The sequence below is a fragment of the Mycobacterium sp. NGS61 genome (assembly GCF_059812325.1).
In genome coordinates, this window is record NZ_JCALCL010000010.1 from 1 (window position 1) to 23649 (window position 23649).

At 65.6% G+C, this 23649-nt stretch carries 33 protein-coding genes; 20 read left to right on the forward strand and 13 right to left on the reverse strand.

Translation table 11 applies throughout. The features are described from left to right. The first annotated feature begins 41 nt into the window (after nucleotides 1–41). From AC5Y3Z_RS19085 to AC5Y3Z_RS19110, 6 genes are all read left to right on the forward strand, one after another. The gene (locus AC5Y3Z_RS19085; RefSeq protein WP_463828715.1) at nucleotides 42–1028 is read left to right on the forward strand and encodes an LLM class F420-dependent oxidoreductase; all 987 of its coding nucleotides are present in this window, start codon (nucleotides 42–44) and stop codon (nucleotides 1026–1028) included. Nucleotides 1029–1197: 169 nt separating this feature from the next. Beyond that, complete coding sequence (locus AC5Y3Z_RS19090) at nucleotides 1198–2049, forward strand: SRPBCC family protein (RefSeq protein WP_499960853.1); 852 nt, start codon at nucleotides 1198–1200, stop codon at nucleotides 2047–2049. Beyond that, on the forward strand, nucleotides 2046–3215 hold the full coding sequence (locus tag AC5Y3Z_RS19095; protein WP_473139910.1) for a zinc-dependent alcohol dehydrogenase: 1170 nt from the start codon (nucleotides 2046–2048) through the stop codon (nucleotides 3213–3215). The genes AC5Y3Z_RS19090 and AC5Y3Z_RS19095 overlap by 4 nt, the downstream gene beginning before the upstream one ends. 13 nt (nucleotides 3216–3228) lie before the next feature. After that, nucleotides 3229–3789, forward strand: coding sequence for a type 1 glutamine amidotransferase domain-containing protein (locus tag AC5Y3Z_RS19100; protein WP_463828718.1), 561 nt, complete (start codon nucleotides 3229–3231; stop codon nucleotides 3787–3789). A 56-nt stretch (nucleotides 3790–3845) separates the two neighbouring features. Beyond that, complete coding sequence (locus AC5Y3Z_RS19105; RefSeq protein WP_463828719.1) at nucleotides 3846–4538, forward strand: HemK2/MTQ2 family protein methyltransferase; 693 nt, start codon at nucleotides 3846–3848, stop codon at nucleotides 4536–4538. Next, nucleotides 4535–4741 (forward strand): CDGSH iron-sulfur domain-containing protein, encoded by a 207-nt coding sequence (locus AC5Y3Z_RS19110; protein WP_473139909.1) that lies wholly within the window; start codon nucleotides 4535–4537, stop codon nucleotides 4739–4741. Before AC5Y3Z_RS19105 ends, AC5Y3Z_RS19110 begins: the two co-directional genes overlap by 4 nt. Here AC5Y3Z_RS19110 and AC5Y3Z_RS19115 read toward each other — a convergent pair. From AC5Y3Z_RS19115 to AC5Y3Z_RS19140, 6 genes are read right to left on the reverse strand one after another with little or no spacing between them, the layout of a single operon-like run. Then, nucleotides 4734–5753 carry an iron-containing redox enzyme family protein gene (locus tag AC5Y3Z_RS19115; protein ID WP_463828721.1) on the reverse strand — a complete coding sequence of 340 codons (1020 nt, stop codon included), beginning with the start codon at nucleotides 5751–5753 and terminating at the stop codon, nucleotides 4734–4736. The genes AC5Y3Z_RS19110 and AC5Y3Z_RS19115 overlap by 8 nt on opposite strands. A 17-nt stretch (nucleotides 5754–5770) precedes the next feature. Then, on the reverse strand, nucleotides 5771–7990 hold the full coding sequence (locus tag AC5Y3Z_RS19120; protein WP_500001844.1) for a SpoIIE family protein phosphatase: 2220 nt from the start codon (nucleotides 7988–7990) through the stop codon (nucleotides 5771–5773). Then, nucleotides 7987–8586: a SpoIIE family protein phosphatase gene (locus tag AC5Y3Z_RS19125; protein WP_463828766.1), complete on the reverse strand. Its 600-nt coding sequence runs from the start codon at nucleotides 8584–8586 to the stop codon at nucleotides 7987–7989. Before AC5Y3Z_RS19125 ends, AC5Y3Z_RS19120 begins: the two co-directional genes overlap by 4 nt. 31 nt (nucleotides 8587–8617) lie before the next feature. Continuing rightward, entirely contained in the window at nucleotides 8618–9028 is a 411-nt protein-coding gene (locus AC5Y3Z_RS19130; protein WP_463828723.1) for an anti-sigma regulatory factor, read from the reverse strand. After that, nucleotides 9018–9407, reverse strand: coding sequence for an STAS domain-containing protein (locus AC5Y3Z_RS19135; RefSeq protein WP_463828724.1), 390 nt, complete (start codon nucleotides 9405–9407; stop codon nucleotides 9018–9020). Before AC5Y3Z_RS19135 ends, AC5Y3Z_RS19130 begins: the two co-directional genes overlap by 11 nt. An 11-nt stretch (nucleotides 9408–9418) precedes the next feature. Further along, a complete protein-coding gene (locus AC5Y3Z_RS19140) occupies nucleotides 9419–10300 on the reverse strand; it encodes an STAS domain-containing protein (RefSeq protein WP_463828767.1) in 882 nt (293 codons plus the stop codon). A 155-nt stretch (nucleotides 10301–10455) separates the two neighbouring features. Here AC5Y3Z_RS19140 and AC5Y3Z_RS19145 point away from each other — a divergent pair, with 155 nt between their 5' ends. The 5 genes from AC5Y3Z_RS19145 (at nucleotide 10456) to AC5Y3Z_RS19165 (ending at nucleotide 13879) form a co-directional block, all read left to right on the forward strand. After that, a complete protein-coding gene (locus AC5Y3Z_RS19145) occupies nucleotides 10456–10824 on the forward strand; it encodes an STAS domain-containing protein (RefSeq protein WP_463828725.1) in 369 nt (122 codons plus the stop codon). A gap of 286 nt (nucleotides 10825–11110) precedes the next feature. Next, complete coding sequence (locus tag AC5Y3Z_RS19150; protein ID WP_473139907.1) at nucleotides 11111–11509, forward strand: heme-binding protein; 399 nt, start codon at nucleotides 11111–11113, stop codon at nucleotides 11507–11509. A 65-nt stretch (nucleotides 11510–11574) separates the two neighbouring features. Further along, entirely contained in the window at nucleotides 11575–12069 is a 495-nt protein-coding gene (locus tag AC5Y3Z_RS19155; RefSeq protein WP_463828727.1) for a DUF6328 family protein, read from the forward strand. Between the two features lie 66 nt (nucleotides 12070–12135). Continuing rightward, nucleotides 12136–13191, forward strand: coding sequence for a DNA topoisomerase IB (locus AC5Y3Z_RS19160; protein WP_463828728.1), 1056 nt, complete (start codon nucleotides 12136–12138; stop codon nucleotides 13189–13191). Between the two features lie 49 nt (nucleotides 13192–13240). Next, nucleotides 13241–13879 carry a PAS and ANTAR domain-containing protein gene (locus tag AC5Y3Z_RS19165; RefSeq protein WP_463828729.1) on the forward strand — a complete coding sequence of 213 codons (639 nt, stop codon included), beginning with the start codon at nucleotides 13241–13243 and terminating at the stop codon, nucleotides 13877–13879. Here the strand turns inward: AC5Y3Z_RS19165 and AC5Y3Z_RS19170 are convergent, their stop codons facing one another. The 3 genes from AC5Y3Z_RS19170 to mbp1 all read right to left on the reverse strand — a co-directional run bounded on the left by AC5Y3Z_RS19170 (nucleotide 13880) and on the right by mbp1 (nucleotide 16477). After that, the gene (locus AC5Y3Z_RS19170) at nucleotides 13880–14860 is read right to left on the reverse strand and encodes a helix-turn-helix transcriptional regulator (RefSeq protein ID WP_473139906.1); all 981 of its coding nucleotides are present in this window, start codon (nucleotides 14858–14860) and stop codon (nucleotides 13880–13882) included. 6 nt (nucleotides 14861–14866) lie between these two features. Then, nucleotides 14867–16063: a glycosyltransferase gene (locus tag AC5Y3Z_RS19175; protein WP_473139905.1), complete on the reverse strand. Its 1197-nt coding sequence runs from the start codon at nucleotides 16061–16063 to the stop codon at nucleotides 14867–14869. Between the two features lie 183 nt (nucleotides 16064–16246). Next, nucleotides 16247–16477, reverse strand: a complete 231-nt coding sequence (gene mbp1, locus AC5Y3Z_RS19180) for a microaggregate-binding protein 1 (RefSeq protein ID WP_463828732.1) — start codon at nucleotides 16475–16477, stop codon at nucleotides 16247–16249. A gap of 185 nt (nucleotides 16478–16662) precedes the next feature. On the opposite strand from mbp1, the gene AC5Y3Z_RS19185 reads away from it, so the two are divergent. Then, nucleotides 16663–16920 carry a DUF7218 family protein gene (locus tag AC5Y3Z_RS19185; RefSeq protein WP_473139904.1) on the forward strand — a complete coding sequence of 86 codons (258 nt, stop codon included), beginning with the start codon at nucleotides 16663–16665 and terminating at the stop codon, nucleotides 16918–16920. 7 nt (nucleotides 16921–16927) lie between these two features. Here the strand turns inward: AC5Y3Z_RS19185 and AC5Y3Z_RS19190 are convergent, their stop codons facing one another. Both AC5Y3Z_RS19190 and AC5Y3Z_RS19195 read right to left on the reverse strand, forming a co-directional pair. Beyond that, on the reverse strand, nucleotides 16928–17071 hold the full coding sequence (locus tag AC5Y3Z_RS19190) for a hypothetical protein (protein ID WP_463828734.1): 144 nt from the start codon (nucleotides 17069–17071) through the stop codon (nucleotides 16928–16930). 29 nt (nucleotides 17072–17100) lie between these two features. Continuing rightward, nucleotides 17101–17640, reverse strand: coding sequence for a hypothetical protein (locus AC5Y3Z_RS19195; protein ID WP_473139903.1), 540 nt, complete (start codon nucleotides 17638–17640; stop codon nucleotides 17101–17103). Nucleotides 17641–17726: 86 nt separating this feature from the next. On the opposite strand from AC5Y3Z_RS19195, the gene AC5Y3Z_RS19200 reads away from it, so the two are divergent. Genes AC5Y3Z_RS19200 through AC5Y3Z_RS19220 form a run of 5 tightly spaced genes read left to right on the forward strand, consistent with a single transcriptional unit; the run spans nucleotide 17727 to nucleotide 21538 of the window. Beyond that, nucleotides 17727–18455, forward strand: a complete 729-nt coding sequence (locus AC5Y3Z_RS19200; RefSeq protein WP_463828736.1) for a glycosyltransferase family 2 protein — start codon at nucleotides 17727–17729, stop codon at nucleotides 18453–18455. Further along, nucleotides 18452–19399, forward strand: coding sequence for an acyl-CoA dehydrogenase family protein (locus AC5Y3Z_RS19205; RefSeq protein WP_473139902.1), 948 nt, complete (start codon nucleotides 18452–18454; stop codon nucleotides 19397–19399). The genes AC5Y3Z_RS19200 and AC5Y3Z_RS19205 overlap by 4 nt, the downstream gene beginning before the upstream one ends. Next, nucleotides 19396–20148: a PIG-L deacetylase family protein gene (locus AC5Y3Z_RS19210; protein WP_473139901.1), complete on the forward strand. Its 753-nt coding sequence runs from the start codon at nucleotides 19396–19398 to the stop codon at nucleotides 20146–20148. Before AC5Y3Z_RS19205 ends, AC5Y3Z_RS19210 begins: the two co-directional genes overlap by 4 nt. Further along, a complete protein-coding gene (locus AC5Y3Z_RS19215) occupies nucleotides 20145–20774 on the forward strand; it encodes an SAM-dependent methyltransferase (protein WP_473139900.1) in 630 nt (209 codons plus the stop codon). Before AC5Y3Z_RS19210 ends, AC5Y3Z_RS19215 begins: the two co-directional genes overlap by 4 nt. Before the next feature lie 2 nt (nucleotides 20775–20776). Further along, nucleotides 20777–21538: an endonuclease/exonuclease/phosphatase family protein gene (locus AC5Y3Z_RS19220; protein WP_473139899.1), complete on the forward strand. Its 762-nt coding sequence runs from the start codon at nucleotides 20777–20779 to the stop codon at nucleotides 21536–21538. A gap of 1 nt (nucleotide 21539) precedes the next feature. Here AC5Y3Z_RS19220 and AC5Y3Z_RS19225 read toward each other — a convergent pair whose 3' ends face one another. Next, on the reverse strand, nucleotides 21540–21710 hold the full coding sequence (locus tag AC5Y3Z_RS19225) for a hypothetical protein (protein WP_473139898.1): 171 nt from the start codon (nucleotides 21708–21710) through the stop codon (nucleotides 21540–21542). 33 nt (nucleotides 21711–21743) lie between these two features. Continuing rightward, on the reverse strand, nucleotides 21744–22283 hold the full coding sequence (locus AC5Y3Z_RS19230) for a cysteine hydrolase family protein (protein WP_463828742.1): 540 nt from the start codon (nucleotides 22281–22283) through the stop codon (nucleotides 21744–21746). A gap of 191 nt (nucleotides 22284–22474) precedes the next feature. Here AC5Y3Z_RS19230 and AC5Y3Z_RS19235 point away from each other — a divergent pair, with 191 nt between their 5' ends. From AC5Y3Z_RS19235 to AC5Y3Z_RS19245, 3 genes are all read left to right on the forward strand, one after another. Then, nucleotides 22475–22753: a WGxxGxxG family protein gene (locus AC5Y3Z_RS19235; RefSeq protein ID WP_473139897.1), complete on the forward strand. Its 279-nt coding sequence runs from the start codon at nucleotides 22475–22477 to the stop codon at nucleotides 22751–22753. Nucleotides 22754–22911: 158 nt separating this feature from the next. Then, nucleotides 22912–23205: a hypothetical protein gene (locus tag AC5Y3Z_RS19240; protein WP_473139896.1), complete on the forward strand. Its 294-nt coding sequence runs from the start codon at nucleotides 22912–22914 to the stop codon at nucleotides 23203–23205. A 135-nt stretch (nucleotides 23206–23340) separates the two neighbouring features. Beyond that, on the forward strand, nucleotides 23341–23640 hold the full coding sequence (locus AC5Y3Z_RS19245) for a DUF4193 domain-containing protein (RefSeq protein WP_463828745.1): 300 nt from the start codon (nucleotides 23341–23343) through the stop codon (nucleotides 23638–23640). Nucleotides 23641–23649 lie beyond the last annotated feature (9 nt).

Below are 23649 nucleotides of genomic sequence, written 5' to 3' on the forward strand. Positions count from 1 at the left end.
GGCACCGTTTGCACTCGGTGGGCCGGGGTACCCGCTTAGGTATGGCACGGTTCGGCTATACCTTGATGACAGAGCAATGCGGTCCGAAAGAGCTTGTGCGCGATGCCGTTTCGGCCGAACAACGTGGGTTCGACTTCGAAGTATGCAGCGACCATTTCTCACCGTGGCTTGCTACCCAGGGCCATGCGCCCAATGCGTGGGCGGTGCTCGGCGCCGTGGCACACGCGACGGAAAACGTAGATCTCTACTCGTACGTGACCTGCCCGACGATGCGGTATCACCCGGCGATCGTCGCGCAACAAGCCGCCACCGTTCAGATCCTCGCCGACGGGCGGTTCACCCTCGGTCTGGGCAGCGGTGAAAACCTCAACGAGCATGTGGTCGGCAAAGGTTGGCCGACCGTCGAGCGACGGCAGGACATGCTGCGCGAAGCCATCAAGATCATCCGCGAATTGTTCAGCGGGGACTTGGTCGACTGGAAGGGTGACTACTTCCAAGTGGATTCGGCACGATTGTGGGATGTGCCCGACGTGCTGCCCGGCATCGCGGTAGCGCTCGCGGGTGCCAGGGGCGTCGACAAGCTGGGCAAACTCGCCGACCACTTGGTGGCGGTGCAGCCCGACAGCGAACTGGTCGACGCGTGGCATGTGGCGCGGCAGAGCGGCGGGTGGCCCGGGGCCGGGCGGGTGATCGGCCAGATCCCGATCTGCTGGGATCCCGATCGCGACACCGCCATCAAGCGCGCACACGACCAGTTCCGGTGGTTTGCCGGCGGCTGGGCCGTCAACGCCGACCTGCCGACACCCGCGGGTTTCGCCGGCGCGACGCAATTCGTCCGGCCCGAAGATGTCGCCGAGAGCATTCCGTGCGGCCCGGACCTGGACGCCATCGTCGAAGCAGTCAAGCCGTTCTGGGAAGGCGGTTTCAGCGACGTCGCGCTCATCCAAATCGGCGGCGACACACAGCAGCAATTCCTCGAGGAAGCCGCCGAACCACTGCTGGAGTCGTTGCGCGCAGCCTCGACCTAGGCAGGTTTGGCTGGCCAGAGCCCGGGTATGGCTGCCGTAACACGAGCGGGTCGGATCCGCTACCGGGTCTGAACGAGGGGTGTTGGTAATGAATGAGTCCGCTAGCAGGACCGTGGCATTGGTGAAAGGCCTTGGCGTAGCCAGTTTTGGGCTTGGTTTGTCGGAGATATTGGCACCAAGCAAAGTGGCAGACCTCGCCGGTGTCGACGAGACACCGCGGGCTCGGAAGATCATCCAGGCGCTGGGTGTTCGCGAATGTGGCCACGGCGCAGCGCTTTTGCTGGGTTCCGAAAAGCTGGTGTGGACGCGGGTGGCCGGCGACGTACTTGACGTCGCAGTGCTGGCTGCCGGCGTAGCCCGGCGTGGGCCCGGTCGCCGCACCAGAGGCAGCATCGCCCTCGCCGCCCTCACGGTGATCGGCGGCCTCGATCTGTACGCCGCTCTGAGTACCACCGGCGGTCAAAGCCCGCGCCATGCGGGCGGACAACATCATGAATCGCTGCGCGCCGCTGTTACCGTACTGCGTTCTCCCGACGAGGTTTACAACTATTGGCGGGACTTGGAAAACCTGCCCAGCTTCATGCATCACCTGCAGTCGGTCACCATCGACGCCGACGGCCGCTCCCACTGGGTCGCGAACGCTCCGGTGGGGCAACCCATTCGATGGGACGCGCGGATCGTCGACGACGTGCCCGGCAAGCGGATATCGTGGCAGTCGTTGCCCGGCTCGGGAATTGACAACAGCGGCTGTGTTGACTTCACCCCCGACGGCTCCGGCAGGGGCACCGAAATCCGAGTCACCATCGGCTATCAACTGCCGGGTGGCGGTCTGGCCAAGGCGGCGGCCGCGCTACTCGGTGAGTCACCTCAACAGCAGGTCAACGACGATCTCCGTCGATTCAAACAGATCATCGAAACGGGCCAGGTGACGCGCTCGGACGGATCGCCCGGCGGGACAGTCTCCTTCCAGCAGATGCACCAGCAGAACGCCCAACCCGCCAACCAAGGAAGTCAAGCATGAAAGCAACAGTGTGGGCCGGGCGTAATAGCGTTGAGGTGCAAACGGTTCCGGACCCGAAGATCCTCAACGACCGCGATGCCATCATTAGGGTGACCTCGACCGCCATCTGCGGGTCGGACCTGCACCTCTACGACGGATACATCCCCACCGTCAAGCACGGCGACGTGCTCGGACACGAATTCATGGGCGAAGTCGTCGAAATCGGAAAGAATGTCGGCAACCTCACGGTCGGTGACCGGGTGGTGGTCCCCTTTCCGATCGCATGCGGGGCATGTTCGGCGTGCAGCCGCGACCTGTACTCGCTATGCGAGAACTCCAATCCCAATGCTGGGATGGCAGAGAAGTTGCTGGGGCATTCGCCCGCAGGTATCTTCGGCTACTCCCACATGATGGGCGGTTTCGCCGGTGGGCAAGCCGAATACGTGCGGGTGCCGTTCGCCGATGTCGGCCCGTTGAAGGTCGAGGACGATCTGACCGACGATCAGGTGCTCTTCCTCTCCGACATCCTGCCGACCGGGTACATGGGCGCCGAGATGTGCGACATCCAGCCGGGTGATGTGGTGGCCGTATGGGGCGCCGGCCCGGTGGGTTTATTCGCCATGGTCAGCGCCCTGTTGCTGGGTGCTTCGAAAGTCATTGCCATAGACCAGGTCCCGTACCGGCTTGAACTGGCGCAGAAATTGGGAGCCACGACGCTCAACTTCGCTGAGACGTCGGTACTCGATGAGCTACAGGACATGACGGCCGGCCGCGGACCGGACCACTGCATCGACGCCGTCGGGTCGGAGGCCCGCAACGGATCGACCCTGGTCGACGCCTATGACCGGGTGAAACAGGCCGCGCGGCTGGAAACCGAACGGCCACACGCACTTCGAGAGGCGGCCATGAGTTGCCGCAACGGCGGAACGATCTCGATCGTCGGCGTCTACGGCGGGTTGATCGACAAGTTCCCCATCGGCGCGGTCATGAACCGATCGTTGACCATCAAGGCGGGTCAGTGCCACGTCCACAGGTATATGCGACCGTTGCTGGAACGCATCCGCAAGGGCGAGATCGACCCGACCGTCATCATCAGTCACCACCTGCAACTCGACCAGGCGTCGCATGGTTACGAGATCTTCAAGCACAAGCAGGACAGCTGCACCAAGGTGATCCTCAACCCGTAAAGGAGTGGAAACCATGTCAAATGAATTGGACGGCAAGCGGATCGCGTTTCTGGCCGCCGACGGGGTGGAGAAGGTCGAATTCGAGCAACCCCGCCAGGCGCTGCAGGAGGCCGGAGCCCAGACTTACCTGTTGTCGCTGGAAGACGGTGAAATCGAGGCCCGCAACCACGATCTGGAGCCGGCGGGCACAATCAAGGTCGACCGCAAGGTTTCGGACGCATCGGTCGACGAGTACGACGGACTCATTCTGCCCGGCGGCACGGTCAATCCTGACAAGTTACGCGCCAACAAAGATGCCGTCACCTTCGTGCGGGACTTCGTCGACTCCGGGAAGCCCGTCGCCGCCATCTGTCACGGGCCCTGGACGCTGGTGGAAGCCGGCGTGGTTGCCGGCCGCCGGATGACGTCGTATGGCAGCATCCGCACCGATCTGCGCAACGCGGGTGCCCGGGTGGTCGACGAAGAGGTGGTGGAGGACAAAAACATCATCACCAGTCGCTCACCGAAGGACCTCGACGCGTTCTGCAAAGCCGTCATCAAGCAGCTTGCCCAGGCTCCGGCGCGCGCCCGATAGCACCGGGCATTGGCAAAGCAGGTTTAACACGATCGTCTGCGGGCATTAATCTGGCCATGACAGCCACGTTGCCAGCTTCGGATTCGACTCCGATTGCCGAACGGGTTTACCAGCCGCAGCACGACTCGCACCTGCTCGTGGACACCATGCGGTGGACGGGTCTGATCCGGGGCCGTCGGGTGCTGGACCTGTGTACCGGATCGGGCTACGTCGCGATTTCGGCGGCACAGATGGGTTGTGCCAGCATCACCGCCTTCGACATCTGTCCGCAGGCCGTGCGCTATTCACGCAGCAACGCTTCCTGCGTCGGAGCCGATGTCGATGTGCGCCAAGGCTCGTGGGTCGACGCGTTGGATTGCGCCCCGTTCGACGTGGTGGTCTCCAATCCGCCGTATGTGCCCGCCCCTCCGCTCGACGACACCGACCGTATCCCCGCAGCAGCCGGTCCGTCGTGGGCGTGGAACGCCGGCCCCGACGGTCGGCAAGTACTGGACCCGCTGTGCGAAACGGCGTCAAAGTTGTTGTGCAACGGCGGATCTCTGCTCCTGGTGCACTCGGCGCTGGCCGGTGTGCAGCAGTCGATCGACCAGCTGCGTGCCACCGGGTTGGACGCCGACGTCGTTGCCAGTCAACTCATTCCGTTTGGACCGGTGCTGACGGCACGAGCAGAATGGCTCGAGGAACTGGGGCTCATCCGCCCGGGCCATCGGGAGGAAGAAATCGTGGTCATTCGAGCAGACAAGCCATGAGCACCACGCGAGTGCAGGTGATTCCCAACGGTCCGGTACTGGTCTCCGGTCCGGTGCGAATCGAGATGCCCGACGGCAATGTCGTGGAATCGGACCGCTTCATGGTGGCGGTCTGTACCTGTCGGCGCAGCCAGGACTATCCGCTGTGCGATACCAGCCATCGCAGATGCCGGTCGACCATAGTCAAGAACCTGACTAGCTGAGCGGCCGCCGCAGCGACGATTCCCCCCGCTGCCAGGACGCCATGATGACATCTGCCAGGCGGTTCTCCACGGCCGCATTGGCGCGGATGCCGAACACGACATCGCAGTCCAACTGCGGTTCGCGGGAAACGAGATCTCCCACCACGTCGAGGCGCACCACGTGCTCGTGCACGGCGTCCGCCTCCACGTGCTCACGGTAGAACTCGACGCACGCCGCGGGCGCCTGCATGCGGTGCAGGGCGTCGACCATCCGTCGTGACCCCGGCGGCGACGTGATTTCGGTCGCCGCGAAATGACCGACCGCCGCACCCCGCAGCCTGCGGTGCAACCCGAACATCGACATCAGGTTCACCACCGCCAATGCCTCCGCGGGCACCGAATCCAGATAACCCAGGTACGTCGAATCCAGGTCTGCCGCCTCCAGTAGGTCAGCGAACAGCTGCTGGTGCATCTGGGCACCCCGGCCGGCTCCGTACTCGTCGAACTCCACCGCGACGAAGGCTGCCTTGGCGGTACCGGTGAGCCGGGGAATGGCGAAGGCGTGCGGGTCGCCCTCTTTGAGGTGGTACAGCGATCGGTGGACGAAGTACTCCCGCATCTGCTCCCAGGTGCCGCTGTCCCGCAGGTAGTAGGACAGACCCGTGCCGTTCTTGGGTTCGATTGCCAGGGCGTCCATCTCGGCGGCTGCCGTGTCGGTGGGCCCGATGGGTCCCACGTCGCGGCGCACGCCGGCCAGAAAGACCCGCTCCAATTCGGCCCGGAAACCCAGCAGAGCGGGATTCCACTCCCAACCCGGGTCCACCGACGCGAAACCGCGGTAGTGCAGCTCGTAGCACAGGTACAGCGCCAGCTGCAGGTCAAGGCCGTACGGGTCGGAGTCACCTACCGCAGCACTGATCCGGCCGGACTGCTCGCGCGCGGCCGGCGCCGTCAACGCGCGGCACACCGCCGTCGACAGGGGACCGTGTGCCGCGGGCAGGACAGGCTCCACGGCTACCGACACATGAGTCACAACGATCTTTTACCCCGCTATCGGTCAGGCAAACGGAAGACGGCCTCGATCGTGGTGCCGTCGACGCCGTGGTCGACTTCCATCGACTTGCTCATCGCCCGCATCAGCGGCAGGCCACGCCCGCCAGTGCGCGGATTCGCCGCCGGGGGTTTCCAACGACCGGTGTCGACGATCCGCGCCCGGATCTCGCCGTGGTCGGCACGCATCTCGACCAGCATTTTCATGGCGGGTTCCCCGGCATAGGCATGCTCGACGCAGTTGGTGCAGGCCTCTCCGACCACCAGCACGATGTCGCCCGCCAGCTCCTCCGGGACCTCGGCGGCCCGCAACCACGAACGCAGCCACCGTCGCACCGGCGCCAGCTGAGCTGCGGTGGCATCGGTTTCGATGCGCAGCGGCGCCAGTTGGTGCCGGTAGACCACCATCGCGACGTCATCGTCGTAGCCGGCCTGCGGCGCCAGCTTGTCCAGCACCGTTTCGGCCACCGCGTCGACCGGCAACTGAGCCGCGTCGGTCAGCACTTCGGCGACCCGGGCCAGGCCATCGTCGATCGACTCGTGCCGGCGCTCCACCAAGCCGTCGGTGAACAACATCAGCGTCGATCCCGGCGGCAGCACCTCGGCGGCCTGCGGACGACTTGTGTTGCGGCGCACGGCAAGTGGCACCGAACCGGCATTGGTCAGCAGCGTCGTCTCCGAATCCGCCCCCGGTCGGGGCTTGACCAGCACGGCGGGCATGTGGCCGGCATTGCTGTACTCCAGCACCCCGGACTCGGTGTCTAAGATCGCCAGGAACACCGTCGTGCAGTAGGCGTCCGGAATCAGCGACGCCGCCGCGTCGAGCTGCTCGAGCAGCACGGCCGGCTTGGCCCCGGTGAGCAACAAGGCCCGCGACGAGCTGCGCAGCTGACCCATGATCGCGGCCGCCGGCAACCCGCGGCCCACGCAGTCACCGACGACGATCCCGATGCGCCGGTCGTCGATCGCGATCACGTCGTACCAGTCGCCGCTGATTTCCAGCGGTTCGACCGCCGGTTCATACCGCACCGCGAAGCCCGGCGGCGGCTGCATCGGCGGCAGCATGGCCCGCTGCAGCGTCAGCGACGTCACCCGCGCATTCTCGAACTGGCGGACATGCTGAATGGCCAGACTGAGATGGCCGATCAGAACGGTCACCAGCAACCGATCCTCCCCGCTGACCCAGCGCGGCGTACGAAGCTCCAACCACAGCGCGACATCCCCGGTGCCGGACAGCATGACGACCAACCCGCGGGCCTTGCCCGGCGCGTCCGGCCACTCGACCGTCTTGGCCGTCAGCGGCAACTGGTGACGGGCATCCAGGAAAGTCTGCCGCAGAACCGGATCCATTGTGCGCCAGCTCGATTCAGCGGGTTCGCCGGCGACCTCGACGGTCGGCTCGCCATCGCCGCTGGGCCACAACACCGCCACCACGCGCTGCACGTCGACGGCGGTGCGGCACTCTTCGAGGGTCACCTGCAGCACCTCGGCCACACTCTTGGCCACGGCCACCGAGGTGGCCAGTCGCAGCACCGCACCCTCGCGCGCGGCGAATGCGCGCTGGGCGGTGACGTCACGCACCGTGCCGACGTAGACGTCGCCCTCGTCGTCGGGGCTGCGGACTGCGTTGATGCTCACTGCCACCCACAAGAGATGGCCGCTCGGGTGGCGGACCGGAATCTCGTACTGGGCGCTGCCTTCGCTGCGTAGCCGCCGCTGGTGCCGGTAGACGCCCTCCTGATCGACCAGCCAGGGCTGCGGCCACGGGTAGGGCAGGCCTTCGGCGCCGTAGCCGAGGATATCGGCGAACGCGTTGTTCACTTCGATCACCGCACCATCCTGGTCGGCGACGAAGAACCCCTCCTGTAGTGAGTTCACCAGCGCGGTGCGGAATTTGTCACGATCCGCCAGATCCTCTGCCCGGGCCCGCTCGGCCGCGAATTTCTTTGTGCCGTCCAGGAATCCGCGGGTTGCGACGTCCAGCGGCGCCAGTGTCTGCAGCAGGAATTCCAGGGCGGGGGCGCGCTCGGCGGCAGCGGTCCTGGACAGGTCGTTGAGCATTTGGAAGGTGTGCTCGATGATGTCGAGCATGCTGATTCGTTCCTGCAGCGCCCGGCGTCCGAGTTCGTAACCCCGTGCCAGGACGTCCTCGTCGCGGGCATCCAGGTAACTGCTCAGCGCGGACCGGTACTGGGTGTGGAAGTCGTCCGAACTGCTCATGTCGGAATGCCCCGGTGCCGCGCGGCAAGAACCATCGCGTCGTCACTTTCCTTGGCGTGCTTGGTGAGTATCTGCTCGGCGATGTCTTTGGCCGACGCGGCGAAGTCGATGTGGTCGAGGTGATCTTCGGTGATCCCGTCACTGCTGACGACCAGGAGATCCCCGGTGCGGATCGGAACCGTTTGTGCGGGACGGGTTTCCGGTATCCGGTAGCCGACGATGCCGCCGGCCAGTCGGGCGCTGGACCGGATCTGGGCGCCGCTGATGCTTTTGGCGACCAAGTGGGCGCTGACGTTGCCGATGCCGGTCCAGGTGAGTTTCGACGCCTGGAAATCGATCGTCGCCAGGGTTATCGCGGCACCCCTGGTGCCCTCCAGCACCCGGTGGCACAGCTGGATGAGCACCTCGAGGCGTTCGCTACGAGCCCCGTCGAGTGCCTCGATCGCGGTGAGCGCGGCGCTGGCGGCCTCCGGGCCATGACCGAGGCCGTCCAGCACACCGAAGAGTGCGTGGTCGTTGTCGATATCGACGGCGATCGACTGATCGCCGCAGACGTGCTCGCCCGGCCGTGCCCGACTCGCCGTCGCCCACTCGATCGGACCGAACCGGCCCGCGGACCGGACCTGCTCAGGCACGGGCCGGGACCCATTTCCACATCTCGATGACCGTGCCCCGACCGAGCGCGGACTCCACGATCAACCGATCCATCAGCCGCCGCGCACCGGGCAGGCCCATACCCAGCCCGCGCCCGGTGGTGTAACCGTCCTCCATGGCGCGGTCGATGTCGGCGATGCCGGGTCCGTCGTCCTCGGCGCGCACCACCAGCGCCCTGCGGCCCTCCCGGTCGGCGACCGCGACCCGCACCTCGCCGCGGCCGGCGTAGCTGGTGATATTGCGCGCGATCTCGGAGATCGCGGTGGAGATCATCGTGACGTCGGTCAACGAGAAGCCGAGGTCGAGGGCAAGCTGATGCCCGGCTTTGCGGGCGGCGACGATGTCGTCCGAGGTGTTGATGGCGACCACAATCTCACCCGCCACCGTCGCGCCCGATCGTCGACTTATTCAGTCCCAGTTTCTTGTGCAGCACCGCGATGCCTTCTTCCAGGTCCAGCGCGGTGCTCATGTCGTCGAAGGCCAGGCCGAGTTGCACCATGGCGAAGGCGACCTCGGGCTGCAGACCCACGATCACGGTGGTCGCCCCACGCAGCCGGGTCATGTGCGCGATCGTCCGCAGCGAGCGGGCGGCGAACGAATCCATCACGTCGATGGCGGTGACGTCGACAACGATGCCCTGCGCGCGAAACCGGCTGACCCGCTCCATCAGATCTTCGCGCAGGCGCTCGGTGTCCGAGTCGGTCAACGCGGCCTGCACCGTCGCGATCAGAATCGCGCCCTGTTTCAGAATCGGAACTGGCATGCGGAGCTTGGCTACTCGCCGGTGCGGGTGACTTCGTAGCCGAGTAGCCGCTCGGCTTCCTCGATCCCACCCTGCAGGTCGCCGACGGCATTCATCTTGGACAGGTCCAGGCCGATCGTCACCAGCGTCAGGGCGATCTCCGAGGACAGCCCGGTGATGATCACGCTGGCACCCATCAGCCCGGACGCGTCGACCGTCTGCACCAGATGGTTGGCCACCGTGGAGTCGATGGTGGGCACACCGGTGATGTCGATGACGACCACCTTGGCCCGGTTGGCGCGAATCGCCCGCAGCAACTGCTCGGTGACCTGCCGGGCGCGTTGACTGTCCAACACGCCGATGATCGGCAGAATCAGCAGCTGTTCGCGCACCTGCAGCACCGGCGTGGACAGTTCGCGGATGGCCTCCTGCTGCTGGCGGATGATGCGTTCGCGCTCCTGGACGAAGCTGACGCCCACGGTGTTGGCGATCCGGTTGGCGGCGGGCTCATAGGCGTCCAGCACCTGGTTCAGCATGTCGAACTCGGCCTGATACTTCTCGAACAGCGAGCGCGCCAGCACGTCGCGCAACAGCAGCACGATGCCGAGGACTTCGTCGGTTTCCACGCCCCGCGGAATGATCCGCTCAGACAGGTCGCGCGCGTAGTCCTGCAGCGCCTCGACGCTGCCGGTCTCCAGCACCTCGACGTAGTTGTCGTAGACGGCGGTCGCTTCGGAGAAGATCTCCTCCGGCGTCATCGCGGTGAGCAGTTCGGCTTCGGTGATTCTGCGGGCCCACTCTTCGCGCAGCGCGGTCCGGTTCCGTCTCAGGTGCTGGACCAGCTGCGGCAGCAAGCCTTCGCTGGAGACGCCGGCGGCGGCATTGCTGGTGAAATCCGTCGTCGAATCAGACATCGTCGAATCAGACATCGTTGCCTCCAAGGCCTGCCGGGCGCGGGTGCTATGGGGAGACTAGCTTGAGGTGCAGGGTTGAGGATGTTGAGGTCTTCTTCTTCTCGCCATTACCGCAGCAGGTTAGGCTTGCACCACACCCGGACGAAGGATCGCCATTGTCAGCTCCTGATTCGATCACCGCCACGGTCTCTGACCACGACGGAGTAGTCGTGCTCAGCATCGGCGGCGAAATCGACCTGGTTACGGCGCCCGCCCTCGACGAAGCAATCGACGGCGTGTTGGTCGACCGACCGGCCGCGTTGATCATCGACCTGTCCGCGGTGGAATTCCTGGGCTCGGTGGGCTTGAAAATCCTGGCGGCCACCTACGAGAAACTCGGTGACGTTGCGGAGTTCGGCGTGGTGGCCCGGGGTCCGGCGACCCGGCGACCGATTCATCTGACCGGTCTGGACAAGACATTCCCGCTGTACCCGTCTCTCGACGACGCCCTGACCGGCGCGCGGGACGGCAAGCTCAACCGCTGACCCGGGCGGATCGAGATAACGGTTGCGTCACGAATTCAGGTCACGATTCGTTAAGAAACCCGCCGAGTTTCTGAGAATTCTCAGCGTTTGCGTGCACGTTTACTCGTTCGTTTAGCTAATAGGGCAACACGAGTTGCTCGTGTCACATATTTCCCCGAGCCCGGATGGTTTGGTTTGTTCGGCAGCCGCGAACAACAAACGATCGCGATTTTGCTTCCGCTACTTTGGATTTCAGGGACTCGGGAGCCCTGGCGATCAGTTCGCTAATGCGGAGGAACACATCATTATGAAATTCAGCAGTATCGTCGCGCCACGACGAGTGGCCGGTGTCAGCGCCGGTTGTCTGCTCGGGGGAGTCGTTATCGGAATCGTCGGCGCGCCATCGGCCGCGGCGGCACCCGACTGCAGCCCGGAAGGCGTCAACGCCACCGTCTCGTCCGTCACCGGCGCAGCGCAGCAGTACCTCGCCGGTCACCCGGGCGCCAACCGGGTGGTAATGGACGCCTACGGTCAGCCGCGGGGTGAGGCGGCCGCCAACATTCGCGGTTACTTCACCGCGCATCCCAACGAGTACCACGACCTGCGTGGGATTCTGGCGCCGATCGGCGACACCGAACGGCAGTGCAATGTGACGGCGTTGCCGTCGAACCTGGAGTCGGCCTACCACGAGTTCATGGCCGGCTGATTCAACCGCACTGAACCGAACGACCCGCCACCACCCGGTGGCGGGTCGTTCGGCATGATCACGCCATGGATGTCGATCATCCGGAACGGGACCAGAACTGGGATCGCCGCGAACGTGGGGAAACCGAAGTCGAGCGGCTCGACCGCAACTGGAACAGCCTGCTGCAAGAGCTGCGAGTGGTGCAGACCGGTGTGCAACTGCTCACCGGGTTCCTGTTGACGCTGCCGTTCCAAACCCGGTTCGACGTGCTGAACCACGACATGCGGGTGGTGTACCTGGTGACCGTCGGGTGCTCAGTGGGTGCGACGATCATGCTGATCACACCGGTCGGCCTGCACCGCCTGCTGTTCCGGCGGCACCGGACCGCTGTCCTGGTTTCCGCGGCGCACCGCTGTGCGTTCTGGGGGCTGTGCCTGTTGGGGCTGGCGCTGACGGGGATGACGGTGATCATCTTCAGTGCGGTCGCCGGCAACATTGCCGGCATCACCGCGGGGAGCTGTGCACTGGCGTTGCTGGGCGTCGCCTGGCTGCTGGTGCCGCTGGTGCTGCGCAAGGTGTAAGTGCTGGCCGCGCGGGTAATTCAGGCTGCAGCCGACCGCGAGTCGGGGACATGCGGAGGACCCACCATGCGGCTGCGCCGCAGTGTGTTGAGCAAGCCGGGAATCACCCGCAAGCGCCGCGGTAAGGGCTTCGCCTTCTACGGCCCGGACGGTGACCTGCTGACGGATGACAAGACGGTGCAGCGGATCAAGGACCTGGTCATCCCGCCGGCCTGGAAGAAGGTATGGATCTCGCCGTATCCCAACGGTCACATCCAGGCTGTCGGGACCGACGCAGCCGGCCGCCGGCAATACCTGTATCACGAGCTCTGGCAACAGGAACGCGCCGAGGAGAAGTTCGACCGGGTGTTGGAGCTGTCCACCAAATTGCCGGCCTGGCGCGAGCAGATCGCACGCGACCTGGACAGTCGCGGACTGAATCGGGAACGGGTGCTGGCGTTGGGTCTGCACCTGCTGGACCTCGGCTACTTCCGGGCCGGCGGTGAGCAGTACGCCGAGGAGAACGAGTCCTACGGGCTGGCGACGCTGTTGTGTGAGCACGTGACGGTAAGTAAGGACGCGGTGGCGTTCGACTACCCCGCCAAGAGCGGTGTGCAACGTCAGTACGAGGTCAAGAACGCCGAAGTGGTCCGGGCGGTACGCGCGCTGCTACGCAGGACCGACTGCAGCGGTCGATTCCTGGTGTGCCGCAACGGTTCCAACTGGGTCGAGGTGAAGGCTGACGACATCAACACGCGGTTCAAGGAGCTGGTCGGCAGCGAGTACAGCGTGAAGGACCTGCGCACCTGGCACGGCACGGTGCTGGCCGCCGCGGCGTTCGCCGACGCCGACCCCGCGGTATCGGAACGGCAGGCCAAGAAGATCGAAGCCGCCGTCATGCGGGAGGTCGCTGCGGAGTTGGGCAACACCCCGGCGGTCGCGCGCGGCTCCTACGTCGATCCGCGGGTGGTCCGCGGTTACCGGCAGGGAGCGACCATCGAGAAGGCGGTGCAGCGGGCCGCACGGGCCCGTCGTGCTGGCGCCGGTCAACTCATTCTGGAAGAGGCCACCCACAAGCTGATCCGGCGAGTCGCCCGAAGTGACAATGCATCTGGGACTGCGAGGCTGGCCAAAACGGCCTGAGTCGTGCAAAAGGGGTCCGTGCGTACCGGGGCCGAATAATATGAGGCGGGTGTGCGCAGATTCGCGGCGAAAGAAGGGCCGCCGGTGGCCCGCGGTGGGTAGATTCCGCTACCTGACCCGTGAGGACCGTTGGGAGTGGTCCGAAGAGGTCGCCCGGATGCATGGTTACGAACCCGGTACCGTCACGCCGAACACCCAATTGCTGCTCAAGCACAAACATCCCGACGACAAACCCACCGTGCCGGAGCTCATCGAGCAGGTGCGCCGGCACGGTGCCGCGTTCAGCAGCAGACACCGGATCATCGACACCCGGGGCGAGACCCACGTTGTCGTAGTGGTGGGAGACCGATTCTCCGGGCCCGACGGCCGATTGCTCGGAATCGGCGGCTTTTACATCGACATCACCGACCAGTTCGACGCCGACCTGCAAAAGCATCTCAGCGAGGCGCTGCTGGCCGTCGATTCCCGCCGCGCCGTCATCAACCAGGCCATGGGAATCCTGATGCTGCGCTACGGCGTCAACTCCGATTCGGCCTTCGACATACTAGTCAGACTGTCCCAGGAATCCAACGTCAAACTGCGCAATATCGCCGAGCGGGTGGTCGCTGAGATCACCACGCAGGACGACGAAGACGACGCTGCCTATCGGGTCGACCGGCTCTTGCGAACTCCGCGCGACGGGCACTGATCACTGCTGCAGGGTGGTGTGTGGGCTCTGCCCGTAGCTGGCACGATAGATCGAGGCGAATCGGCCGGTGTGGCTGAAGCCCCAGCGTTGCGCGATCTCGGCGACGGTGGTGGTGGACCGGTCGCCGGCGCTGAGGTCTTGATGGGCACGCTGCAACCGGGTGCGCCGCAGATACTCGGTCGGCGTCGTGCCCAGGTGTTGCCGGAACAGGTACTGCACCGCCCGCGGCGTCATGCGCAGCGCGTCGGCAATGTCGTTGACGCCGATACCATCTCCGCAGTGGCGGTGAACGAACGAGACCGCGACCTTCAGGCTGGGCGGCAGGGTCGGGTTGCTCAGCAGTTCGCGGTCGGCGTGCAGATTGGATGGGAAGCACTCGAGCAGCGCAGCACCGAGCAGGCGCGCTGCCGCCGCAACGATCAACGGCTGACTGGTCGTCTCCGCGCGTCCGAAGCTGGCGATGACGTAATCGAGTGCCTGACTCCAGGAATGGGCAACAGCGTCGGTGCGCGGACGGCAGTCCAGGAACTGGAATCGCTGCGCCAGCGGCCCACCTCGCTCGGCCGCAACGTGACTCAACAGCTGCAGATTCATGCTGACGACGTGAAAGCGTGCGGTGTTGGCCTGCAGCACGCAGGGCAGACCGTCGGCGGCGAGCACTGCTGTTTCCAGCCGAGCGCCCGGGTCGCCTGCCACGGTCAGCGAACCCGCGCGCGGCTGAATGGCCACGACAGAGTCGGTGGGTCGGATCTCACACCCCACCCGACCTTCCACCAGCAACTCGTCCACCGTGACGCAATCGGCTTCGAAACGCCGATGGGTGATCGAGGTGCCGCGCGCCAGACTGCTGATCCGCCATCCCGGCTGGTACGCCTCGGCGAAGAACTGGGTCGCGGTCTCGGACGTGGTGGTACGGAATTGCCGGTATCGAATTGCGTTGCTGGAGTAGTAATTCCCGTTTCTTGCGGGTAGCACAGGCATCTGTTCCTATGCCACGGTGTGGAACTTGACGCGGCCTGCCGGGTCTAGTGGCACCCCCAGGTGTCGCGACAGGGTCTGGTGATAGATGCTGAGTGCATCCATCGCGACCCGATTCCAGCTGAACCGCGACACCGCCCGGGAGCGGCCGGCCGAACCCATGCTGTCCCGCTGAAAGCTCTGGTGCTCAAGAGCGCGCAGGGCTGACGCTAATTCGCGAGAATCATCGGGGGACACCAGTAGTCCGGTGACCCCGTTGATCACCACATCGTTCAGAGCGTCCACGGCGGCACCGACTACTACCACTCCGCTGGCCATGGCTTGCAACGCCGTCGTCGCCTGCGGCGCCCGTCGGGGTGTGCACGCAACCACGTGGGCGGACCGCATGAGAGCCGGAACATCTTCGGGGACAACGTGTCCGACGAAGTGCACCCGGTCGCGGACACCGAGTCTGGCGGCGAGTTCCCGCAGCGCTGCCGTCGGTCTGTCTGTTGCGTCCAGGGGGTTCGTCTGCGCAATCACCAACTCCGCGGCGGGAAGTTTGACCAGAGCGCGAACGGACTTGTCGAATCCGTTGCAGGGCATGCTGTTCGGTGCCAGCTGCAGAATGCGAAACGAGCCGTCGTCGACCACCCTCGGTCCGGGCGGCGTGTGAAGATCGACGTCGATTCCGGTGGACAGGACCGAAAGCTGCGCGCGGCGGCGGCGTAACCGGGTCAAGGTAGTTACCTCGGCAGTGCTGCCACCGGTCACCCACGCGGCATTGCGGACCAGCAGCGGTTCGATCCGGGCGCGTTCCGCGTCGGCCGCGGTGCCGTCCGGCGCCGCGAGACCGTAGAAACTCTGCACGACGGGCAACCGGTCCGGTCGGGCGGCCAGTTGTGCCGCCAACCCGCCCAGCCACCCGAAGGCGTGCACGATGTCGGGCGGGTCCGCCGCCCACTGCCGGGTCAGCATCGCAGACCACTGACCGATCCACGGCAAAACCTCCACCGGCGGCACCGAATCGTACGGGCCGACCTCAGCAGAGGCTTGGCGATAAGTTGGTTTGACGGGTGTCGCGATCAATTCGTCTCGACGGCGGCGATGTGCCTGGACGGTCACTCCCTGTTCCGCGAGCGCGGCGCAGAACGATGCCTCGTCGGCGACCCCATATTGTTCGTAATCAGAAAACGCGTCATCCCCGCTGACGACGGCAACTCTCACTGACAGTTCATTTCTCGAGACTCCTTCGTCTGTACTACGAGAAGTCGGAGATACCCCTTTCGATGGTTTGGACAAACGGCGACGGCCCAGCGGTTCGCTTTTCGGATAGATGCGCAGGCTGATCGGGGCATGCAGGAGCGCCGGCGGCGGGCTGTACCTACCGCCGGCGCACCTGACCAGGAACTACTGGTTGGACTTCTGGCGCTCCTCGGCTGCCTCAGCTCCGCCCCGCGCGGATTCGGCTTCGGCTTCCTTCTTCGCCGCGTCCCGCTGGGCGTCGGCCTTGTCCTGCTGCGCCTCACCCTCGTTGGCCAGGTCCTCTTTGCCGGTCACGTTTCCGATGACCTCTTTGGCCTTGCCCTTGATGCCTTCGGCAACGCCTTTGGCGCCTTCTTCGGGTCCGCTGTCGCCCATCGATTCATTCCTTTCGTATGTGGTGCCAGTCCATTTCGGCCAGTCGAGTCCCGTGTTCCCGGTGGCGACCCGGCCAAACCAGCGGCCGTCGGTGAATCTCGGTGAATCACCGGCGCGGTTAGATTGCGCCGTAACGGGGCAACCTAGCTGCGGTTTTCCGAGCACCGGGCAGGAGGGTGATAAGTATGCCGAACTCGTCGATCAAGAACGAGAAACTCTACAAAGACTTGCGTAAACAGGGTGATTCGAAAGAGAAGGCGGCACGGATCTCCAATGCGGCTGCCGGTCAAGGCAAGTCCAAAGTCAGCCGCAAGGGCGGCAAGTCGGGATCCTACGACGACTGGACGGTGCCGGAGTTGAAGAAGCGGGCCAAAGAACTTGGCATATCCGGATATTCAGGTCTGACCAAGGACAAGCTGGTCGCGAAGCTGCGCAACCACTGACCGGAGATCAATCCGGCGGTTCCTGCTTAGCGCTGTCCGGCGGCTCCGGTTCAGCCGCGCGCCTTTCTTCCGCGGTCTCGCCCGTCACGTTTTCCTCGAGGTCGTCGACCACGTTCGCCAGGTCTTCGTCCCGGTCAGGGTGTGAGTCCATGGGTTAGGACATACCCAGCAGCGCACATTTCACGCGCGCACACCGAGTCGATCGACCAGCACGAGGAACGCGACTGCGAAGTCGTTGTCGGCCGTCTCGGCCTCGACCAGGGCCCAGTCGATCTTCTCCCGCACTGCTCGCGCCGCCGGAATGAGATGGCCGAAGTCACAGTAATGCTCGGTCAGAGCGCGTAACCGCTGGATGAACACCACCGTCGGTGGCAGCACGGGCAACGAAAGTCCCAGCACCACACGGTCTTCGGCCGGATCCAGGTCAGCAGGCTCCACCCGTGCGCCGTTGACCCGGTGCAGCACATCGACCACCGCGTCACCGTTGTGTGCCTTGAACAGCCAGTCCTCCGGTGGCCGCTCGATGGTCAGGCCTGTCTTCTCCAGCGCCGAGACAGCAGCGGACACATCGCACTCGGCGACTACGAAGTCGACGTCGTGGGTAGGTTCGGGCGCACCGTAGGCCCACAGCGCATAGCCGCCCGCCAAGGCGAAGGGCGGGCCGTGTTCCTTGAGCGCGGACGCGGCGACTCGGAGTGCCTCGCGCAATTGAGTGGTCATCGCGGTAACCACATACCCGGTGCACCGTCGTTGGCAACCTGACCAGCGCCGTTTAAGCAGTGGGCAAACCGGAAATTCATCTCGCTATGTCAACCGCAGCGCCGCGTCCATACCACCACGCTGCGGTCGTGATTCCCGCCCACAACGAGAGCGCGAGTCTGCCGGCCTGCTTGCGCGCGGTCCTGACCGCGGCATTGTGTGCCCCCATACCGGTTACCGTGGTCGTCGTGTTGGACGCCAGTGAGGACGACAGTGCCGAGCTGGCCGGGCGGTACGGCGCCGACGTGCATTTCGTTCGGGTGGAGGCGCGCAATGTCGGTGCTGCGCGGGCAGCGGGATTCGACTTCGTCCGTACCCAGTTCGGATCCGACGCCGACTGCTGGTACGCGACCACCGACGCCGACAGCACCGTGGAACCGAATTGGCTGGTGCGCCAACTCGATTGCGGCGCCGATATGTATCTCGGCCTGGTGCGGGTGGCTGACTGGCGCCGGCACGGCGTCGAAGTCGCGCGCCGGTATCTGCGGGCCTACAACCAGCGCATCAACGGTGAGCACGATCACGTGCACGGCGCGAATATGGGATTCGATTCCCGGGCGTACTGGGACGTCGGTGGGTTTCGCGCGCTGTCGTCCGGTGAGGACGTCGAACTCGTCGGGCGTTTTGAGGCCGCCGGATACCGGATACGCCGCGACGCTGCGCAGTCGGTGATCACGTCAGCGCGCACCAAGGGCCGCGCACCGCGCGGTTTCGCACACCACTTGCGCACCTTGGCCGGTGCCGGGAAGAAGTCGATGGCAGGGGACCGCTCATGACCGCGGGACTGGTCCAGCACTGGCTGGAATCCGGACTGCTCGAGATGCCGTTGCCCGCCTCGGGACACACGGCCGAACGCTGGCAGCGCCTGGCCAAGCTGGCCGAGGAGGACATCCCGGCCGCCCGCATCGCGGAGGCGCACGTCGACGCGGTCGCAATCCTGGACGAGCTGGGCGGCAAACCACCTGAGCCGCGCCAATTGTGGGGCGTGTGGGCGGCGGAGGCTTCCGACGCCGTGCTGGCCGCGACCGGCATCGCCGGTGACGAATATCTGCTCAATGGCACCAAGGTGTGGTGCTCGGGGGCTGGTTTCTGCACCAATGCGCTGGTCACCGCCCGGTTGCCGGAAGGCGGCCGCGGGTTGTTCGCGGTGACCCTGACCGATACCGGGGTCAAACCGTTGCCCAGCACCTGGTGGAACCCCGGAATGGCCGGCAGCGACACCCGGTCGGTGCAGTTCAACAACGTGCACGCGATCCTGGTCGGCAGGCCGGGTCAGTATCTGACCCGGCCCGGCTTCTGGCACGGGGCGATCGGGGTTGCCGCGTGCTGGTTGGGGGGTGCCCGCCGGGTCGCCGACCCGCTGTACCGCTGCGCCGGCAGCGAGTCGGCCGACGCGTATGCGCTGGCGCACCTGGGGGCGGTCGACGCCGCGCTGGCGGCCGGGGACGCGATGCTGGCGGGCACGGCAGCCCAGATCGACGCGGATCCGTTCGACCGTTCGGGCACAGCGCAATTACTGGCCCGGCGGGTCCGCGCCGTCGTGGAACACGCGGCCGACGAGGCGATCACCCGCACCGGACGCGCACTGGGACCCGGTCCGCTGTGCCAGGACGGGCGGCATGCGCAGCGGGTCGCCGACCTGAGCATCTACATCCGGCAGAGCCATGCCGAGCGTGACCTGGCGGAGATCGGGCGATTGGTCGGGCGGCCCGGCCGTTGAGGACCGTGAGCAACGGACACCGGTTCGCTGCGACTCCGCTGGCCAGCGGTGGGACGTCCGCACAGCAGTGGCTGGCCGCCGACCGGCCGCCACCCCTGGATCTGAGTCCGTGCACGCGACTGGTCGTCGTCGGAGCTCATCCGGACGACGAGACGCTGGGGATGGGCGCCACCATCGCACAGCTCGTCGCGTCGCGGGTGGCGGTCGAAGTGGTCTCGGTCAGCGACGGCGGTGCCGCGCAGCCGCACGCGCCTGCTGAAAAGCGGACCCGTCTCGAAAGCCTGCGTCGAAGCGAATTACGCAGTGCAGCAATGGTATTAGGCGTTGCCGCACCGATATCGCTGGGGTTGCCCGACGGCAGATTGGGCGAGTGTGAGGAGCGAATCGCCGATCTGCTCACCGACATCCTCACTGGGTCCGCGCCCGGTACCTGGTGTGCGGCGACTTGGCGGGGCGACGGGCATCCCGATCACGAGGCGGTGGGTCGCGCGGCCGTCACCGCGTGCGCGCGCAACGGGGTACAGCTGTTGGAGTATCCGGTGTGGATGTGGCACTGGGCCACTCCGGGTGATCCCGACGTGCCCTGGGACAGCGCCCACACGCTGCCGTCGGACCGTCGGGCAATGCAGCGCAAACAACGAGCCGCGCACTGCTTTCGCAGTCAGTTCGAACCGCACGGCCCCGACGCGGTGCTGCCTCCCGTGGTGCTGGATCGGCTGATGGCGGTGGGGGAGTTGGTCTTTCGATGACCGCGCGACTGCCCGACGCGTACTTCGACCGCATGTATGCGAGCGCCGACGATCCTTGGCAGTTGTCGTCACGGTGGTACGAACAACGCAAATACGCGATCACCCTGGCATTGCTGCCAATTCGCCGGTACAGACACGCGTTTGAGCCGGGCTGTTCGATCGGAACGTTGACCACGTTGCTCGCGTCGCGCTGCGCCCACGTCACCGCGATGGACGTGGCCGAGGCGGCAATCCGCGCCGCCGACGCACGGCTTGTCGACCAGGGCTGCCGGGACCGGGTGATACTGTCCCGCGGGTCGCTGGACGAGCCGTGGCCCAATGGGCCCTTCGACCTGCTGGTGCTCAGCGAAGTCGCCTACTACCTCACCGCCGACACGCTGGCTGCCGTGCTGCGCCGGGAATGCCCTCGCTTGCGACCTGGCGCAACCGTGCTCGCCGCCCACTGGCGGCATCCCGTGGCTGACTACCCGCTCACCGGCGACCAGGCACACGACATCCTGCACGCCACCCCGGGGCTCAAATCACTGGGCGGTTACCGCGACGCCGACGTCGTCATCGAGGTATTCGACACCGGCGACGGACGGTCGGTGGCGGCACGAGAAGAAGTACCCGGAGCAGGGGAATAGCCGTGCGGGTGGCGACATTCAACATCCTGCACGGTCGCACCGTGGGCGATGGGGTCGACCTGCAGCGGCTGCAGGACTGCGTGCGGCGACTCGATCCTGACGTGCTTGCGTTACAGGAAGTCGACGTCGACCAGCCCAGGTCCGGCCGGGCCGATCTGACAGCGGCAGCGGCCGAAGCGATGGCCGCGGTCGAGCACCGCTTTGTCGCCGCCATCTCCGGCACGCCCGGGGCAACGTGGATGGCGGCCACCGGACAGGAACAACCCGGCACCGCCGCTTACGGGATCGCGCTGCTCTCCCGGTTCCCGGCGTCGAGTTGGCAGGTGGTGCGGCTACCCCGAATTCCGATGCGCCTACCCGTCTACCTCCCGGGAGCCCGAAAAGTGGTGGTTGTCGACGAGGAACCACGGGCGGCGGTCATCGCGCGGTTGCAGACGCCACTGGGACCGATGACGGTGGCCAATACCCACCTGTCCTTCGTGCCGGGCTGGAACAGGTACCAGTTGCGGCGGCTGGCTCGCGCGCTGCGAGGTTCGCCCGGGCCGCGCCTGCTGCTGGGCGACCTCAATGCGACGCCGGCAGCCGTGCACCGCTGGACGGGCATGCGGCCGTTGGCAACTGCGCTGACGTTCCCCGCGACCGACCCCGTCCGCCAGCTCGACCACATCCTCACCGACGATCGAAAACTTGTCGGTGCTGCCGGGACAGCGGATCTGATGACCATCTCCGACCACCGGCCGCTAATGGTCGATCTACAGCGGTAGCTCAGCCGTCGTTGCTGCGCGCCTCCGCGCCGGTTTCCCCGGCGTCGAAGTCGTCGTCGGCCCCGGTGCGCCCTACGTAGTCGCCGTCCTCTTCGCGCCCAGCGCGTGACTCGGCGACTCTGTCGTCGGAGTCCGCGTCGGACTCGGCGTTCTGCGGCTTGTGTTCGGTCATGAACTGTCCCTTCGGTTTTGCAAGCTGGGCACGTCAGCCCAGGCAGTCGGCAACGGCCAGCAATTCGGCACTCATATTGCGTTCCATCATCTTCAGTGCGGCGGACCCGAGTCCCTCGTCGATGTGAGCCACCGCATCGGGCGGCACGACGACGTCGTAGTGGCGGACATAGCCGTCCAATGCGCTGTAGAGGATGCACTGTTCGGTCACCTGGCCGGTCAGCACGATGCGCTTGGATTCCAACCGGTGCAGCAGATAGTCCACCGATGTGGCGTAGAAGACGCTGTGCCGCACCTTGACCAGAAAATTGCTGCCGGATGCCGGAACCAACGGCTTGACCAGATCCGGTCGCTTGCCCGCCAGCGCCTTGCTGATGATGGCGTCGTGGTCTGCGGTGAAGTCGCCCTGATTGTCGTTGACGTAGATCAGGTCGACGTCGTCGCGGTCGTTCGCCTCGTTGATGAGCCCGGTCAGGGGATCGATGACGGCAGCGACGTTTTCGGCCAACTGCTCGGCATCCGGATGGTCGTAGTCACTGAACATGTCGATGACAAGCACTGCGGTGTCGCTCACCGTCGCAGGCTACCCGCGGATCTGCATTGCACACCTGTTGAAATCTTCTCGGCGATCCGGTTTACCTGACGCGCGGGCGGGTAGATCTCCTGCCAGCGTTGCGGATACCACCGCAGGTCGCGTTGCCAGTCGAACTCAAACAGCCGGTTCGGTCTCAGGCGTCACTATTCATCCATTTCAGGAGTATCACCATGCACAAGATCCTTGCTGTCACGTCTGTCACCGGCGCCCTGCTGTTCGGCGGTGCCGGGGTCGCTTCCGCCGCCACCGAGATCGCTCCCGCGCCGTCGGCGACGACGATCACATTGGCGGACAACGACACCAACCAGCGTCAGGAGGACAACTCGGGCAAGTGGGGACTGCTCGGACTGCTCGGGCTGGGCGGCTTGGCCGGTCTGCTCCGTCGTGACCGCCGGCCGAACGCCAACACCACTGCGACGCACGTCACGGGCCCGGCAACGCGCCCCTGAGTTTCGTCAGCACGTCAGTCCGCACGTAGGGCAGCGGGATTCGCATCCCGTCCCTGCGTGCGGCTGGCGTGCCACCCGCCACTCAGTGCGCCAAGCAACAGTATCCATAGGCTATAGTAGCTGAATACTGGTTTTCGCTTCGGCCTTGGGAGTGCAGCATGGTTCATCTCGGGTCTGACCCGCTCGGGCGCCTAGACACCACGACCGGTGGTCGGGTGATCAGCGTGCCGGGTGTGGCGGCCGCCGCGGTCTGGGTGCTGGGACTGTTGGCTGGTCTGGTGGCGCTGGCGACCGGCCACGAACTGATGGCGGGCGTCGCCCTGGTGGCAGCCATCATGTCGCCGTGGTTCGGGATGGCCTGGGCCTCCCGCACGCAGCGGCGGAAAGCCTACGCGCGCACCACAACCGTCCCTGCGGTGGCGTCCTATGCGGGTGGTTGGCCCGCGCTCTGAGTCCGCGTCACGCAAATTTTGCGGATGTGCAATTTCTTGTTCTCCGGTGGGTGTGAGCAGCATTCGAACGGGGTACTGCCTGAGCCAACGGGCGACCACTAGGTGCCTAGCCCGGTCACTCAGGAGGGAAGAGCTATGCCGACAGTTAGCGATTATGACGCCCGCCGGGTGACCGAGGCCGACGCCGCCGACAAGAATGCGCTCAGCGAACTGGGGTCCATGCCCAAGCTCGCGACGGCGGTCGTCGACGACGACCTCAACGATGCGTCCTTCTTCGAGTTGCCGGGCGCCGACCTGTCCGGCGAGGAGTTGTCGGTGGTGGTGATCCCCCAGCGCTCCGACGAGTTCACTTGCTCCTGCTGCTATTTGGTCCAGCATCGCAACCGGTTGCGCGTCTCCACCGGCGGACGCCAGATCTGCGCGGACTGCGCCTGACACTCAGCC

Coding starts and splice junctions, on each gene's coding strand:
- AC5Y3Z_RS19135 (WP_463828724.1), bottom strand. CDS start 9,407: ATGCCAGTTCCGATTCTGAAACAGGGCGCGATTCTGATCGCGACGGTG.
- AC5Y3Z_RS19155 (WP_463828727.1), top strand. CDS start 11,575: ATGGATGTCGATCATCCGGAACGGGACCAGAACTGGGATCGCCGCGAA.
- AC5Y3Z_RS19240 (WP_473139896.1), top strand. CDS start 22,912: ATGGTTCATCTCGGGTCTGACCCGCTCGGGCGCCTAGACACCACGACC.
- AC5Y3Z_RS19235 (WP_473139897.1), top strand. CDS start 22,475: ATGCACAAGATCCTTGCTGTCACGTCTGTCACCGGCGCCCTGCTGTTC.
- AC5Y3Z_RS19185 (WP_473139904.1), top strand. CDS start 16,663: ATGCCGAACTCGTCGATCAAGAACGAGAAACTCTACAAAGACTTGCGT.
- AC5Y3Z_RS19225 (WP_473139898.1), bottom strand. CDS start 21,710: ATGACCGAACACAAGCCGCAGAACGCCGAGTCCGACGCGGACTCCGAC.
- AC5Y3Z_RS19245 (WP_463828745.1), top strand. CDS start 23,341: ATGCCGACAGTTAGCGATTATGACGCCCGCCGGGTGACCGAGGCCGAC.
- AC5Y3Z_RS19140 (WP_463828767.1), bottom strand. CDS start 10,300: ATGTCTGATTCGACGACGGATTTCACCAGCAATGCCGCCGCCGGCGTC.
- AC5Y3Z_RS19190 (WP_463828734.1), bottom strand. CDS start 17,071: ATGGACTCACACCCTGACCGGGACGAAGACCTGGCGAACGTGGTCGAC.
- AC5Y3Z_RS19200 (WP_463828736.1), top strand. CDS start 17,727: ATGTCAACCGCAGCGCCGCGTCCATACCACCACGCTGCGGTCGTGATT.
- AC5Y3Z_RS19205 (WP_473139902.1), top strand. CDS start 18,452: ATGACCGCGGGACTGGTCCAGCACTGGCTGGAATCCGGACTGCTCGAG.
- AC5Y3Z_RS19160 (WP_463828728.1), top strand. CDS start 12,136: ATGCGGCTGCGCCGCAGTGTGTTGAGCAAGCCGGGAATCACCCGCAAG.
- AC5Y3Z_RS19110 (WP_473139909.1), top strand. CDS start 4,535: ATGAGCACCACGCGAGTGCAGGTGATTCCCAACGGTCCGGTACTGGTC.
- mbp1 (WP_463828732.1), bottom strand. CDS start 16,477: ATGGGCGACAGCGGACCCGAAGAAGGCGCCAAAGGCGTTGCCGAAGGC.
- AC5Y3Z_RS19100 (WP_463828718.1), top strand. CDS start 3,229: ATGTCAAATGAATTGGACGGCAAGCGGATCGCGTTTCTGGCCGCCGAC.
- AC5Y3Z_RS19195 (WP_473139903.1), bottom strand. CDS start 17,640: ATGACCACTCAATTGCGCGAGGCACTCCGAGTCGCCGCGTCCGCGCTC.
- AC5Y3Z_RS19170 (WP_473139906.1), bottom strand. CDS start 14,860: ATGCCTGTGCTACCCGCAAGAAACGGGAATTACTACTCCAGCAACGCA.
- AC5Y3Z_RS19105 (WP_463828719.1), top strand. CDS start 3,846: ATGACAGCCACGTTGCCAGCTTCGGATTCGACTCCGATTGCCGAACGG.
- AC5Y3Z_RS19150 (WP_473139907.1), top strand. CDS start 11,111: ATGAAATTCAGCAGTATCGTCGCGCCACGACGAGTGGCCGGTGTCAGC.
- AC5Y3Z_RS19095 (WP_473139910.1), top strand. CDS start 2,046: ATGAAAGCAACAGTGTGGGCCGGGCGTAATAGCGTTGAGGTGCAAACG.
- AC5Y3Z_RS19085 (WP_463828715.1), top strand. CDS start 42: ATGGCACGGTTCGGCTATACCTTGATGACAGAGCAATGCGGTCCGAAA.
- AC5Y3Z_RS19120 (WP_500001844.1), bottom strand. CDS start 7,990: ATGAGCAGTTCGGACGACTTCCACACCCAGTACCGGTCCGCGCTGAGC.
- AC5Y3Z_RS19215 (WP_473139900.1), top strand. CDS start 20,145: ATGACCGCGCGACTGCCCGACGCGTACTTCGACCGCATGTATGCGAGC.